General features: G+C 37.6%; 9 protein-coding genes. 8 read left to right on the forward strand and 1 reads right to left on the reverse strand.

The features are described from left to right. Positions 1–49 precede the first annotated feature (49 nt). The 3 genes from P176_RS0102040 to P176_RS0102050 all read left to right on the forward strand — a co-directional run bounded on the left by P176_RS0102040 (position 50) and on the right by P176_RS0102050 (position 4,931). A complete protein-coding gene (locus P176_RS0102040) occupies positions 50–3,055 on the forward strand; it encodes an amidohydrolase family protein (RefSeq protein WP_026753138.1) in 3,006 nt (1,001 codons plus the stop codon). 40 nt (positions 3,056–3,095) lie between these two features. Then, a complete protein-coding gene (locus P176_RS0102045; protein WP_026753139.1) occupies positions 3,096–4,412 on the forward strand; it encodes an amidohydrolase family protein in 1,317 nt (438 codons plus the stop codon). A gap of 159 nt (positions 4,413–4,571) precedes the next feature. Beyond that, positions 4,572–4,931 carry a VOC family protein gene (locus tag P176_RS0102050; RefSeq protein WP_026753140.1) on the forward strand — a complete coding sequence of 120 codons (360 nt, stop codon included), beginning with the start codon at positions 4,572–4,574 and terminating at the stop codon, positions 4,929–4,931. 58 nt (positions 4,932–4,989) lie between these two features. Here the strand turns inward: P176_RS0102050 and P176_RS0102055 are convergent, their stop codons facing one another. Further along, the gene (locus P176_RS0102055) at positions 4,990–7,926 is read right to left on the reverse strand and encodes a T9SS type A sorting domain-containing protein (protein WP_026753141.1); all 2,937 of its coding nucleotides are present in this window, start codon (positions 7,924–7,926) and stop codon (positions 4,990–4,992) included. Positions 7,927–8,149: 223 nt separating this feature from the next. Between P176_RS0102055 and P176_RS0102060 the strand changes: the two genes are divergently transcribed. Genes P176_RS0102060 through P176_RS0102080 form a run of 5 tightly spaced genes read left to right on the forward strand, consistent with a single transcriptional unit; the run spans position 8,150 to position 14,236 of the window. After that, positions 8,150–8,950 carry an RNA methyltransferase gene (locus P176_RS0102060; RefSeq protein ID WP_026753142.1) on the forward strand — a complete coding sequence of 267 codons (801 nt, stop codon included), beginning with the start codon at positions 8,150–8,152 and terminating at the stop codon, positions 8,948–8,950. 22 nt (positions 8,951–8,972) lie between these two features. Next, positions 8,973–10,205 (forward strand): M48 family metallopeptidase, encoded by a 1,233-nt coding sequence (locus tag P176_RS0102065; RefSeq protein WP_026753143.1) that lies wholly within the window; start codon positions 8,973–8,975, stop codon positions 10,203–10,205. Positions 10,206–10,265: 60 nt separating this feature from the next. After that, a complete protein-coding gene (locus P176_RS0102070) occupies positions 10,266–12,470 on the forward strand; it encodes a bifunctional (p)ppGpp synthetase/guanosine-3',5'-bis(diphosphate) 3'-pyrophosphohydrolase (RefSeq protein ID WP_026753144.1) in 2,205 nt (734 codons plus the stop codon). Positions 12,471–12,497: 27 nt separating this feature from the next. Further along, positions 12,498–12,953: a Fur family transcriptional regulator gene (locus P176_RS0102075; RefSeq protein WP_037348636.1), complete on the forward strand. Its 456-nt coding sequence runs from the start codon at positions 12,498–12,500 to the stop codon at positions 12,951–12,953. A gap of 8 nt (positions 12,954–12,961) precedes the next feature. Beyond that, positions 12,962–14,236, forward strand: coding sequence for an adenylosuccinate synthase (locus P176_RS0102080; protein ID WP_026753146.1), 1,275 nt, complete (start codon positions 12,962–12,964; stop codon positions 14,234–14,236). Positions 14,237–14,680 lie beyond the last annotated feature (444 nt).

The raw sequence follows: 14,680 nt of genomic DNA on the forward strand, positions 1-14,680 counted from the left end.
AATTTTATAGGCTAATCTCTATCTTTAAGACAAATTAAACCCACCAAATATGTTTAAAATTCGATTGGCAATGGCATTTTGCCTTTGCAGTTTTGTAGTAATTGCTCAAGAGTACTTTCCTGCAAATGATGGTGTAAAAACCACAAACACCAACTACACCGCATTAACCAATGCTAAAATTTACATTACACCCACGCAAGTTTTAGAAAATGCCACTTTATTATTTAAAGACGGTAAAGTGGTGGCCTCTGGCGCTTCGGTAAGCATCCCTAGCAATACCACAATTATCAATATTGAAGGCAAAACCATCTATCCCTCTTTTATTGACCCGTTTACGTCCTTTGGTGTTGAAAAACCAAAAGGTGGCAGTTCTGGAGGTCGCAGTCCGCAATACGATGCCTCAAGAACAGGCTTTTATTGGAATGACCATATCATGCCCGAGCAAACTGCGCTCAGCAAATTTAATTATGACAGTAAAGCCGCTAAAGAATTAATGGCAGCCGGTTTTGGAGTTGTGAATACGCATGTTGAAGATGGTATTATGCGAGGTACGGGTACATTGATTGCCTTAAATAATGATGAGGGCAATGGCTCTCGAATTTTAGCCGAAAATTCTGCCCAGTATTTATCGTTTAGCAAAAGTGAAGCCTCCAACCAATCTTACCCGAGCTCTATTATGGGTGCTATGGCCTTGTTACGTCAAGTCTATTATGATGCAGATTGGTACGCTAAAGGCAATATGAAGACCAAGGATCTATCCTTAGAAGCCTTAAACGCTAACAAAAATCTAGTTCAGATTTTTGACGCTGGAAGTCGCGACAATGGATTACGTGCCGATAAAGTTGGTGATCTTTTTGGTATTCAATATGTCATTCTTGGTGGTGGCGATGAGTATGAACGTATTGATGATGTAAAAGCTACGAATGCCTCGTACATTATCCCGATAAATTTTAGAGATGCTTATGATGTAGAAAATTCATTTTTAAGTGCATCGCTTTCTTTAAGTGATATGCGCGCTTGGAGCCAAGAGCCAGGCAATCCAAAAATGCTGGCAGATCACAACATCAAATTTGCGTTTACAACGCAAGATTTAAAGTCGCCCAAAACGTTTATGGCTAATTTGAGAAAAGCGATAGACTACGGATTATCTAAAGACCAAGCCTTAGCCGCTTTAACCACGGTTCCTGCAGAAATGCTAAAGAAATCTTCGGAAATAGGAACGCTTCAAAATGGCGCCTATGCTAATTTCTTAGTCACTTCTGGTGATATTTTCGATAAAAAAACCACACTTTACGAAAATTGGGTTCAAGGCACTCGCACGATTCTTGAGGATATGACCGTTAAGGATATTAAAGGCGATTATGAATTTAACCTAGCGGGAGAAACTTATAATATGTCTCTTAAAGGCGAAGCGAGTAAACTAAAAGCTGAAATTACAAGCGACGGTAAAAAACGAGGAGCAAAAGCCACTTATAATGATGATTGGCTTTACATCGCTATGACCACTAAAGATTCTACCGAACAGAAATTCATTAGATTAAATGCCAATATTTCCAATAGTGACGACTTAAACGGAAAAGCACTATTTCCTGATGGCAACGAAATGACCTTTTATGCTAAGAAAATAGAGCAGAAGGAAGTCACTTCCGAAGACAACAAGAAGGAAGATAGTGATGACGAAGACTCAGATGATGAAGACGATACTTCAAAAACCATGGCGCCCCTTACCTATCCCAATATGGCCTATGGGTTTAGCGAATTACCAAAAGCAGAAACGCTACTCTTTAAAAATGCCACTGTATGGACGGGCGAAAAAGATGGCGTTCTCAAGAATACCGATATTTTAATCAAAAACGGTAAGATTGCGAAAATCGGCAAAGAATTGTCAGACGGCAGCGCAAAAGTAATTGACGCGACTGGGAAACACGTAACTGCCGGGATTATTGATGAGCACTCACACATTGCTGCTGCATCTATTAATGAAGGCGGACAAAATTCTTCTGCTGAAGTCTCTATAGAAGATGTTGTTGATGCTGAAGATATTGATATATATCGTAACCTAGCCGGTGGTGTGACGAGTATTCAAATTTTACATGGATCGGCAAATCCCATTGGCGGACGTTCGGCGATTATCAAATTAAAGTGGGGTGAATCTCCAGAAAATTTGATTTATGATGATAGTCCGAAGTTCATCAAATTTGCATTAGGCGAAAATGTCAAACAATCCAATTGGGGCGAAAGTTATAGAAATCGATTTCCTCAAACCAGAATGGGCGTTGAGCAGGTGTATGTAGATTATTTTACGAGAGCTAAAGCCTATGATGATCTCAAAAAGAGTGGAAAACCGTATCGTAAGGATATTGAAATGGAGACCCTTGCCGAAATTTTGAACAAGGAACGTTTTATTTCCTGCCATTCGTACATACAAAGTGAAATCAACATGCTCATGAAAGTTGCTGAGCGCTTCAATTTTAACATTAATACGTTTACCCATATTTTAGAAGGCTATAAAGTAGCCGATAAAATGGTAGAACATGGTGCTGGTGGCTCTACATTTAGTGATTGGTGGGCTTATAAATATGAGGTTAATGATGCCATCCCATACAACGCAGCGATCATGCACAATGCCGGCGTTACGGTGGCCATAAATAGTGATGATGGCGAGATGTCACGTCGTTTAAATCAAGAAGCTGCAAAATCTGTTAAATACGGAAACATCCCCGAAGAAGAAGCTTGGCAGTTTGTAACATTAAATCCAGCTAAACTGTTACATATTGAAAATCGTGTGGGGAGTTTAAAAGTAGGTAAAGATGCCGACGTTGTGCTTTGGAGTGATCATCCTATGTCTATTTACGCTAAAGCGGAAAAAACCATTATTGAGGGCGTCACCTACTTCGATATTGAAAGAGACCAAATGATGCGCTCACAGATTAGAAAAGAAAAAAGTGATCTCATCAATCAAATGATGATAGCCAAAAACAAAGGCTTAAAAACACAACCAATCAAAAAGACAGAAAAAGATCAGATGCACTGTGATTACATGGACAAGCAATAGCAACTTCTTTTTTAAACACTATAAATTTACACAACCAAAAATGAAACAGATACAACTCACAATAGTCTTTGCGTTTCTATTGAATTTTACATTAGGATTCGCGCAACAGACCCCAGCCCAAAAACAAACTAGGCCCATTGCCATTACCGGAGCTACTGCTCATATTGGTAATGAAGAAGTTATTGATAACAGTATCATTATTTTCAAGGAAGGCAAAATAACAACTGTTCAAGATATGACCATGGCTAAGTTTGACATCTCTGGAATGGAAATTATAAACGCCTCTGGAAAACACGTTTATCCTGGCTTTATTGTACCAAATTCCACTTTAGGATTGGTAGAGATTGATGCAGTAAGAGCTACCGAAGATGATGCCGAGATGGGCTCTTGGAACCCCCATATCCGCAGCCTTATTGCTTACAACACGGAGTCAAAAATTGTAGAATCCATGAGACCTAACGGTGTCCTTATCGGACAAATTACACCCAGAAGTGGTCGCATTTCGGGAACCTCATCTGTAGTTCAATTTGATGCTTGGAACTGGGAAGACGCTGCCATTAAAACAGATGATGGGATCCATATGAACTGGCCAAATAACTTCTCTCGTGGTCGTTGGTGGTTAGGTGAAGATCCTGCCATGAAAATGAATGAAAATTACGATAAGCAGGTTATGGAAATACAAGATTATTTTAATGCCTCTAAAGCCTACAAAAAAGGCAATCAAGATACTGTGAATTTGCCTTATGCTGCTTTAGAAGGCCTATTTGACGGAACTAAAAAACTTTATATTAATGTTGATGATGAAAAAGGAATTATCGATGCCATCAATTTTGCAAAAGCACAAAATGTAGAACACACCGTATTGATAGGTGCCTATGAAGCTTATAAGGTTGCTGATTTTATCAAGAAAAATAACATCTCTATATTGTTGAGACGAGTGCACACCAGACCAGAATCTGCCGATGATGATTATGACCTGCCCTTTAAATTAGCCAAGCTATTGACCGATAAGGGCATTACCGTGGCATTACAAGCCAATGGCGATATGGAGCGTATGAACTCTAGAAACCTGCCTTTTTATGCGGGAACAACGGTTGCTTATGGATTAACCAAAGAACAAGCGCTTCAATTAATCACGCTAAACGCCGCAAAAATATTGGGCATCGACAAAGATTACGGATCCTTAGAAGCTGGTAAGAGCGCTACCTTATTTATTAGTGAAGGTGACGCTTTGGACATGAGAACCAATATCCTTTCAAAAGCCTTTATTGACGGACGTGATATTAGTTTAGAAACCCATCAAACGGAATTATGGAGACGTTACTCAGAAAAATATGATTTACAGAAAAAGCTTTAGATCATTCAGAATACAAAACCGAATGATTTAAGAACAGCTCTAAAACCTCCTAATCACATTTGCAATTTGTGACTAGGAGGTTTTTTAATAATGAACATACTTGTTTTCAAGAAAAAGACAGATCTATACAAACCTTGTTACTAAAACCAAAAACAGATGATGCTCACCGAAATCCATCCGAAATTACCAATGCGTAGCAAAGCTCTAACACGCAATTATTATATCAACAAGCTTGGGTTTCATGAGTTTGGTAACATTGATCATCCTGGGTATCTCATGCTAAAAAAGGATCACATTCAAATTCACTTTTTTGAGTTTAAGACGCTTGATCCGAAAGAAAACTATGGACAAATCTACATTAGAACAGAACATATTGACGAACTCTATCAGCAATGTCTCGATAATGGCGTAGACATTCACCCTAACGGACCATTACAGATCAAGCCATGGGGACAAAAAGAATTCGCCCTTTTGGATCCAGACCATAACCTCATTACGTTTGGACAAACGATGTCATAAAAAAAGCCTCAGAACATTGACTGAGGCTTTTTTTTAAAATTATAACACAACGCACAAATTAGTTAATTACCAATTTCTTAACTGCCTCATATTGGCCATTGGTAATCTTAACGAAATAGAGTCCGCTTTGCAGTTGAGAAACATTCAGGTCGGTTTGATTCCCTTCGGAAATCTGAGTATTCAGAATTTGTTTTCCTTGTACATCAAATAGGCTCACGTTTACATTTTCGAAGCGATTATCGGTCATTGTAATTGATACAGTATCATTCGCGGGATTTGGGCTCAAACTAAAGGTATTTAGAGCAAACGCTTCCGCAGATAAGGTCTCTACAAATGTAGTCTCAAAGGTATTGGTAACTACAGGCTCGTTAAAATCAAAATAAATGTCTGCCGTATTAGGAATCATGTCCCCTATGGCATAGCCAGATGCTGGTTTAATCTTAAAATAAACATAACCGTTGCTCCCCGCTTCATCGTCCTGTGCGGCCGGTAAGTTGATATCCTCAAAATACCACTCTAAATCATTACCCGTTCTAGTCACTGTGTAATCATGGCTAGCACGCAGCATTTGAAAGGTTGTGGCATCTAAGCCAGTATCTAGGGCATCTTCAATTCTCACAATATCGGCATTAAATGTTCCTAAATTCTGAAAACGAATGGTATAATATAGATATTCATCTGAAGTTGTAAATTCATCAAATACAATTTGTGGGCCGTGGGATTCCATTTTATCATTGGGATCATAAGAGCCTACAACAACCTCACTCAAACTAGAGTTGTTATTACTAAGCACTAAATCATCTGAACCATCTAAATAGGCAGCCGTGTTTTCAACCACCTCTCCCAAGTTCACGGTTGCGGGACATAACAATGAAATTGAAATGACCTCTGTGTCACCCTGCTCCAGATTTACAAAATCAAGCGTAAAGCCAGTTGCGGTATCTGTAATGGTATAATTGGGATTAACACCTGTAACTCCTTGGTACTCTAATAAAGGATCAAGGACCACCTCAACGGTTCCTGAGGTAACTGTTGAAAATCCTGAATTTTGAAGTACCAATTGGTTTAAATGTGTAAAACCAGGTCTTGGCGGTATCGCACTATTGATTAAGTAAACGCCTAAATCATCACAAGGAGCAATATTCTCTATCGGAAAATCTACAGAAACAACGCTTCCAGTCTCTACAGAGACATCGTTAAATGAAGACGTAGTAATACTGTAGCAACTTTGGTATTCAGGATAAAGATTATAGCTGAAATCGTAAGTATTTGATGCATCTTCACTTCCAATAAAAAATGTGCCTGTTGATGTATTTACGGTATTAATTATGCCATCATTATTTTGCTCATATGTAAAGTTGCCTTGGTTATATAAAGACTCAGTGTCATCAAAAACACCATTGCTATTTGTATCTAAAAAAGCGTTAACCTCTATAAAACCTAGAGACGAAGCACAGAATACATCAAAATTCCACTCATTATAACCGTCATTTAAACTACAGCTATTATTAAAATTAGACTGAATTTTTACGGTGATACTGCTTCCAGTAGACATGATCGTTAAGCCAGAAAGATCATAGATGTTCCCGTTACCGGTATCATTACCGTATCCATTATAAAGCTCTGCACCTCCATCTGAATCAATAACTAATAATCGATCTGCAGTATGAATACTTCCTGCGTTAAAACTTACCACTAAAGGCTCACTCGTTGCACTGGTATAAGTGAATTCTCTTTCATCACCATTAGCATAGCAAAAGGTCATATTTAATGGCATCCCACAATTCACCTCACAGCCGTTGTAATAATCAAAATTAATTTCGGTGTAAGCAGAACATTCAGAATCTAGATCAGAAACTCTAACATAAATAGTGGCTACATCCAATGATAGATCATATGTCATTGGATCGACAATAGGATCTCCATTGCTAGTCAAACCAATATAATCATCAAAATAACTTACGCTGACGTTAGTCAGTCCATTCAAGATGGTATCTTCAAATTGAGTAAGGTCATAATTTTCGAGATAGCTAGGGCAAACCTCTTGAGTTTCTACTGTTTCTATTTCTGGAGCCACGCCACTATTGACGATAAGACTGAGCGTAGTAATATTTGAGCATTCGTTTGCCTCATCGGCGAGACGAACATAAAGCGTTTGTTGATTAGAAACAATATTGCTGTAGATACCTGAAACATCATTAATATTTGATTCCGCATTTTGGATAGTTTCATGAAAGCTAAGGTGGTAACAACCACTGCAAAGATCGATACCTTCCATGATTTCGGGAATTTTAGAATCTAAATCAAAAGTTGCAAAACCATCTGGACTACAAGCCAACAGTGGTGTAGGGTTATTTGGCACTGGAGCAATAGAAGTATTGAAATAAAGTATTGTCACACCAAAGCATCCTGCTTCATTTTCTATTCGTGCAAAATAGTTTGTATAATATTCGGCCTCAAAACTTGTCGCGTTCGAAATTGCATTAGCATTTTCTTGCGCATCCGCTTCAGCAAGATGATACGAAATTTGAATACCCGAAGCCGGTATACCGTTTAAAATTTCAGGTTCTAACGACGTGAAATCAAAAGTAAATGGCTCTTGATCATTGACCGAACAAAATGTTCTAGATACAAAATTGGCTGCAGCAGGAATTGGATTGACTAAAAGATTAAAACTAGCCGTATCATAGTTACCTGTAGACAATTCTTCTAATCTCACATAAATGCTTTGTGGATTGGCAGTATTATAATAAGGGCTTTGTAAAGGACTTTCACCAGAAATAGCACTTGCTTCAGTGAGATGGTAGGTAACTGAAAAATCGTTAGGACTTTGTTCTCCCAGAATCGCAGCATCATTGATGTTTAGGTCAAATGCAGTTATTTCATCAGTATCGTTATCACAAACCGAGAGATCACTCGGTGGATTAATCTCTTGAGAAAAGCTAAATATGGAGCAAAAAAGGCAGATAAAAATGAAACGTAAAGTTAGAAGCATAAGTGAAGGGATTTATAGATTACTAAAGATAACACATTTTAAAGAAGAGAAATTCGGGTTGTATAACCGAAAATCTAGTACTTTCATAGATAAAACAGACCAATTTGATAAACTCCTACTTGCTAACTTACATTTCTGCTATTTTTATTATTTGGGAAATCTCTAGATTTTGATGTGTTGCTTATGGTGTTAAACTGTAAATTTGCGTTTTCATTGAGATTCTATGTCAAACAAAATCATAAGCAGCACCCAAAACACTTACATTAAACAACTTGTTGTGCTAAAGGAGAAATCCCGTGAACGCAAAAAGAGCGGACTTTTTTTAATCGAAGGACAGCGGGAATTAAGCTTAGCCGTAAAAGCAAATTACCTTATCGAGACAGTACTTTTTTTTCCCGAACTCATTTCTGAAAACGATATCTCTAAATTGGTTTCTGCCGAAACAGAAAAGATCGAAATCAACAAAGAGATTTTTCAAAAGTTGGCTTACCGAAGCTCTACCGAAGGTGTTATCGCCGTTGCTAAACTAAAAGCACATCACATTTCAGATTTAAAACTAACTTCAGAAAACCCACTGATTCTCGTTGCTGAAGCACCCGAAAAACCTGGAAATATTGGTGCTCTATTAAGAACGGCCGATGCGGCCAATGTAGATGCCGTGATTATTGCCAATCCAAAAACCGATCTTTATAATACAAACATCATTAGGTCTAGTGTGGGCTGTATTTTTACAAATACACTAGCCACAGGATCTACCGATGAAATTATTAGTTTCCTCAAAGCACACAACGTGAATATCTATTGTGCAACACTTCAAGACGCTACTTATTATCATGAGCAAAATTTTACTGAGCCTACAGCAATAGTTGTTGGCACAGAAGCTGACGGCTTAACAAAAACATGGAGAGAAGCCGCTAAAAAAAATATCATGATCCCCATGCAAGGAGAGATTGATAGTATGAATGTATCGGTAGCTGCGGGAATTCTTATTTTTGAAGCAAAACGACAAAGAGGTTTTTACTAATCTATTTTACAGAAATTCACCAATGGACGCAATCACTTTATTTTACATCATTATCGCTATCATTATTATCGATTTTAGCATCGATAAAATTTTAGATGCGTTAAATGCAAAACGCTATAACGATACTGTGCCCAAGGAATTAAATGATGTTTATGATGATGAGGCCTATAAAAAATCTCAAGCTTACAAAAAAACCAACTATAAATTCGGTCTCTTTAGCTCGGCCTTTTCGTTACTATTAACATTGGGGTTTCTAATTTTGGATGGTTTTGAATACGTCGATACCATTGCCAGAAGCTATTCCGACAACCCCATAATTATCGCTCTGATTTTCTTCGGAATCATCATGATTGGTAGTGACCTTCTTTCAACACCTTTTTCGGTTTATAAAACCTTTGTTATTGAAGAACGTTTTGGTTTTAATAAAACCACGACCCAAACTTTTATTTTAGACAAGATTAAAGGATTGTTGATGACCATCATTTTAGGAGGTGGTGTATTGGCATTGGTCGTTTGGTTCTACCTCCAAACACAAGATCTATTTTGGGTTTATACTTGGGCCATGGTCACCGCATTTACCATCTTTATGAATATGTTTTACGCAAAACTCATAGTACCATTGTTCAACAAACAAACGCCTTTAGAAAACGGAACGCTTCGCACAAAAATATCAGAATATGCCAAATCCGTTGGGTTCAATCTCGATAAGATTTTTATTATAGACGGCTCTAAAAGAAGTACAAAGGCCAATGCCTATTTTTCTGGTTTTGGTTCTGAAAAACGAATCACACTTTATGATACCTTGGTGAACGATCTAAATGATGAGGAAATTGTTGCGGTTCTTGCGCATGAGGTTGGTCACTATAAAAAGAAACACATCATCATCAATTTATTTAGCTCCATATTATTGACTGGTTTAACGCTGTATCTTCTATCTATTTTTATTTCAAATCCGCTACTATCAAACGCTCTAGGGGTAGAAATTGCCAGTTTCCACGTTGGCTTAATTGCTTTCGGGTTGCTTTATGCTCCAATTTCCGAAGTTACAGGACTATTTATGAATTATTTATCTAGAAGATTTGAATATCAAGCCGATGATTTTGCCAAAGACACCTACGCTTCAGCGCCTTTAGTCAGCTCCCTAAAAAAATTATCTAAAAACAGTTTGAGCAATCTTACGCCTCACCCTGCTTACGTGTTTATGCACTATTCGCATCCTACGCTTTTAGAAAGGGTTAGAAATCTAAGATCATAGATTTGATTTTCTCATCACAAGTCTGTTGCTTATTACATTTGCTTTCGCTACTTTAGTTTTATGACAGAAGAGGACATTGTAAAAGAAAACGCAGACATCGCTAAGGCTTACAAGCGACTGCTCAAAATAAGTTACCTAACGTTAACGGCAGAAGATAAAAAACTCATTAGGCATGCTTTTGAGGTTGCTGTTGATGCCCATAAAGATCAACGCCGAAAATCTGGGGAGGCTTATATATTTCATCCCATTGCCGTAGCCAGTATCGTTGCCAGCGAAATTGGTCTGGACGCCACCTGTATTGCCGCTGCCCTGCTCCACGACGTGGTAGAAGACAATCCCAATTACACCATTGATGATATGGAGCGTCTTTTTGGCGAAACCGTTGCGCGTATTGTAGACGGACTTACCAAGATTTCCTCATTAAGTAAAGAAACCGACGTTTCAACGCAAGCAGAGAATTTTAGAAAAATGCTTCTCACGCTTAATGATGATGTTCGTGTGATTATCATCAAAATAGCAGATCGTTTACACAATATGCAAACGATGGATTCCATGAGACGCGATAAACAAGAGAAAATCGCTTCGGAAACCTTATACATCTATGCACCGTTAGCTCACAGAATAGGACTTTACAATATCAAAACAGAGCTAGAAGATTTGGGTCTCAAATATACAGAGCCCGATGTGTATGATGACATTTTAAATAAAATACAAGAAAGTAAAGAAGAACAGGATGCTTACATTAAAGCCTTTTCTAAAATAATAGTAGACTCGCTTGAATCTGAAGGATTGAATTATGAAATAAAAGGACGTCCAAAATCCATTTATTCCATCCGAAGAAAAATCGTAAAACAAGGTGTCGACTTTGATGAAGTCTACGATAAGTTTGCGGTTAGAATCATTTATAAATCAGATTTTGCTAACGAAAAATTTCTAGCCTGGAAAATTTATTCCATAGTAACCGATCATTTCACGCCTAACCCCATTCGCTTAAGAGATTGGATTTCATCTCCAAAATCTACAGGGTATGAAGCCTTGCACATCACTGTCATGGGGCCAAAAGGACGATGGGTTGAAGTGCAAATTCGTAGTGAGCGTATGAATGAAATTGCCGAAAAAGGTTATGCCGCTCATTATAAATATAAAGAAGGAAATGCTGAAGATGCGCTAGATACGTGGATTGATAAATTACAAGAAGCTCTGGAAAACAATGAGACTAATGCGGTTGATTTTGTAGAGCAATTTAAACTCAATTTATATTCTAAAGAGATTTACGTCTTCTCACCAAAAGGAGATTTAAAGTCGCTTCCAAAAGGAGCCACACCTTTAGATTTTGCCTTTAGCATTCATACCGAAATAGGAATGAAAACTCGAGGTGCCAAAGTTAATGGCAAATTGGTTCCACTTAATCATGAACTGCAAAGTGGTGATCAAGTAGAAATTCTTACTTCCGAAAACATAAAACCCAACCGTAACTGGTTAGACTATGCGACCACAGCAAGGGCCAGAGGCAAAATAAAATCGGCACTTCGCGAAGAGAAAAAGGACGTTGCAGAAGATGGCAAGGAAATTTTAAGACGAAAACTAAAGCAACTCAAAATTCCTTTAGATGAAAAATCTGTGAACGAAATGGTCAACCATTTCAAACTAAAAACAAGTCTAGATTTATTTTATCGCGTTGGTATTGGCACTATCGACAATACAAAGCTCAAGGATTATGCTTCTTCTAGAAGCAATATGTTTATGAGTTACATCAAAAACAAAATCCGTAAGCCCAACGTGGCTCCAGATATTGATAAAGATGAAATTACCGCAAAATATGATCAATTGGTATTTGGTAAGGACGAGCAAAAATTAGATTATAAATTATCAGAGTGCTGTAATCCCATTCCAGGCGATCAAGTTTTTGGCTTTTTAACGATTAATGAGGGAATCAAAATTCATAAAAAAACCTGCCCTAATGCGCTAAGTCTTCAATCTAATTATGCCTATCGCATCATGCAGGCCAAATGGATTGATTCTTCTCAAGAAGAGTTTGCCACACAAATCAAGCTTTCTGGTATTGACAATCTTGGTTTGGTAAATAATATTACTCAAGTCATTTCGGCCAATATGCACGTGAATATGAAGAGTATTAGTTTTGAAACCGATGGCGGTGTTTTTAACGGAAAAATCAATGTTGTGGTCAACAATATTACGATGTTGAAAAAACTCATGGAAAATCTAAAGAAAATTAATGGAATTGATAAGGTAACAAGAGTGTAAATTTTACGTAAATTTACCGCTTAGATTATGAGTAATAAAACCGAACAAACAAACCAAGAGATTGTTAAGAACGTGTTTACGAAATTCCTTGAAGATAAGGGACATCGAAAAACACCCGAACGTTACGCGATACTTCAAGAAATTTATGATAGTGAAGAGCACTTTGATATAGAGTCGCTTTACATTAAGATGAAAAACAAGAATTATCGGGTAAGTCGCGCAACCCTTTACAATACTATAGAAATTTTAATGGAGTGTGCCCTGGTTAGAAAACACCAATTTGGTCAAAACCAAGCACATTACGAGAAATCGTATTTTGACAAACAGCATGACCATGTGATTTTAACCGATTCTGGTGAAGTCATAGAATTTTGCGACCCGCGCATCCAATCTATTAAAAAAACGATTGAAGAGGTTTTCGATATTTCGATTACCAATCACTCTCTCTATTTCTACGGAACAAAAAACAAACCAGAAAACTGACTTAAAACATGGCAGTAGACTTACTACTAGGATTACAATGGGGCGATGAAGGCAAAGGAAAAATTGTCGATGTATTGACCTCCAATTACAATATCATTGCACGCTTTCAAGGAGGCCCAAATGCTGGACATACCTTAGAGTTTGACGGCATCAAACATGTTCTTAGAACAATTCCTTCAGGTATTTTTCATAAGGATTCTGTTAATGTCATTGGAAATGGTGTGGTCATTGACCCTGTAGTTTTTGTGCAAGAATTGGACGGACTTGATCAATTTAAGATTGACTACAAGTCTAAATTGATCATTTCAAGAAAAGCACACGTCATTTTACCAACGCATCGCTTACTAGATGCTGCTTCTGAAACTTCTAAAGGCAAAGCTAAAATTGGCTCTACTTTAAAAGGTATAGGTCCAACCTATATGGATAAAACAGGGAGAAATGGTATTCGTATTGGCGATTTGGAGCTAGATAATTGGAAAGAAAAATACAGAGCTTTAGCGAACAAGCATGAAGCCATGATTGATTTTTACAATGTAGATATGCAATACGATCTTGCTGAAATGGAAGCCGAATTTTTTGCCTCTGTTGAGCGTTTGAAAGAACTTCAATTTATTGATAGTGAAGAATACCTAAATACAGCACTTAAAGACGGCAAGTCTATTCTTGCAGAAGGCGCCCAAGGCTCTTTATTAGATATTGATTTTGGAACCTACCCGTTTGTAACCTCATCAAATACCACCGCTTCAGGAGCGTGTACAGGTTTGGGTGTTGCACCTAATAGAATTGGGGAAGTTTTTGGAATATTTAAGGCCTATACTACAAGAGTTGGCTCTGGCCCATTTCCTACCGAGTTATTTGATACCGTTGGTGAAGATATGGCGCGTATTGGTCATGAGTTTGGTGCGGTAACAGGTCGCCCTAGACGTTGTGGTTGGTTAGATTTGGTGGCTTTACGTTACGCTTGCCAAGTGAATGGTGTGACGCAATTGATTATGATGAAAGGTGATGTGCTTTCTGGTTTTGAAACCTTAAAAGTATGCACCGCCTACAACTATAAGGGAGATACTATTAAACATTTACCTTACAATATCGAAGCCGAAAACGTTACTCCTATTTACACCGAGTTTAAAGGTTGGCAGGCAGATTTGACCAAAATGAATCAAGTAGATCAGTTTCCGAAGGAGCTCAATGACTACATTGATTTCTTAGAAAAAGAACTTGAAATCCCTATTACTATTGTTTCTGTAGGACCAGATAGAACACAAACCATCCATAGAAAATAAATAGCTCTAACCTCTCGTAAGCGAGGTGTCAGAAATAGCAAAAGCGCATCTCAATAGCTGAAACCAATCAGCATGAGATGCGCTTTTTTTTGTAATTTATCAAATAAATTCTTCTGATTCAATATAGAGTTTTAATTGAAATACACCTATTCAAAATACTAGTGTTCAAAATTTTAAATTACAAACTAAAGCACTCTGACCCTTCATTAAATCTTCGCCACAACACAGTGAGGTTGTGACCTAAATCATGTCGTTCTGGATCAAATGAATCCAAAAAAGCAAAGCCTTATGACCAATCTCTTTTCTTAAAATAGTTTCTCACAAAATGCTCCCCACATGATCTGAGTTAATAAATCCATCTGTCGTATTGCTATAAAATTGCCAAAATGTGCAAGTCTCATGATTTGCAGAATAGGTAACATTATCGTAACATTACAAATCAAA

The organism is Sediminibacter sp. Hel_I_10, assembly GCF_000688335.1.
Taxonomy (GTDB): domain Bacteria; phylum Bacteroidota; class Bacteroidia; order Flavobacteriales; family Flavobacteriaceae; genus Psychroserpens.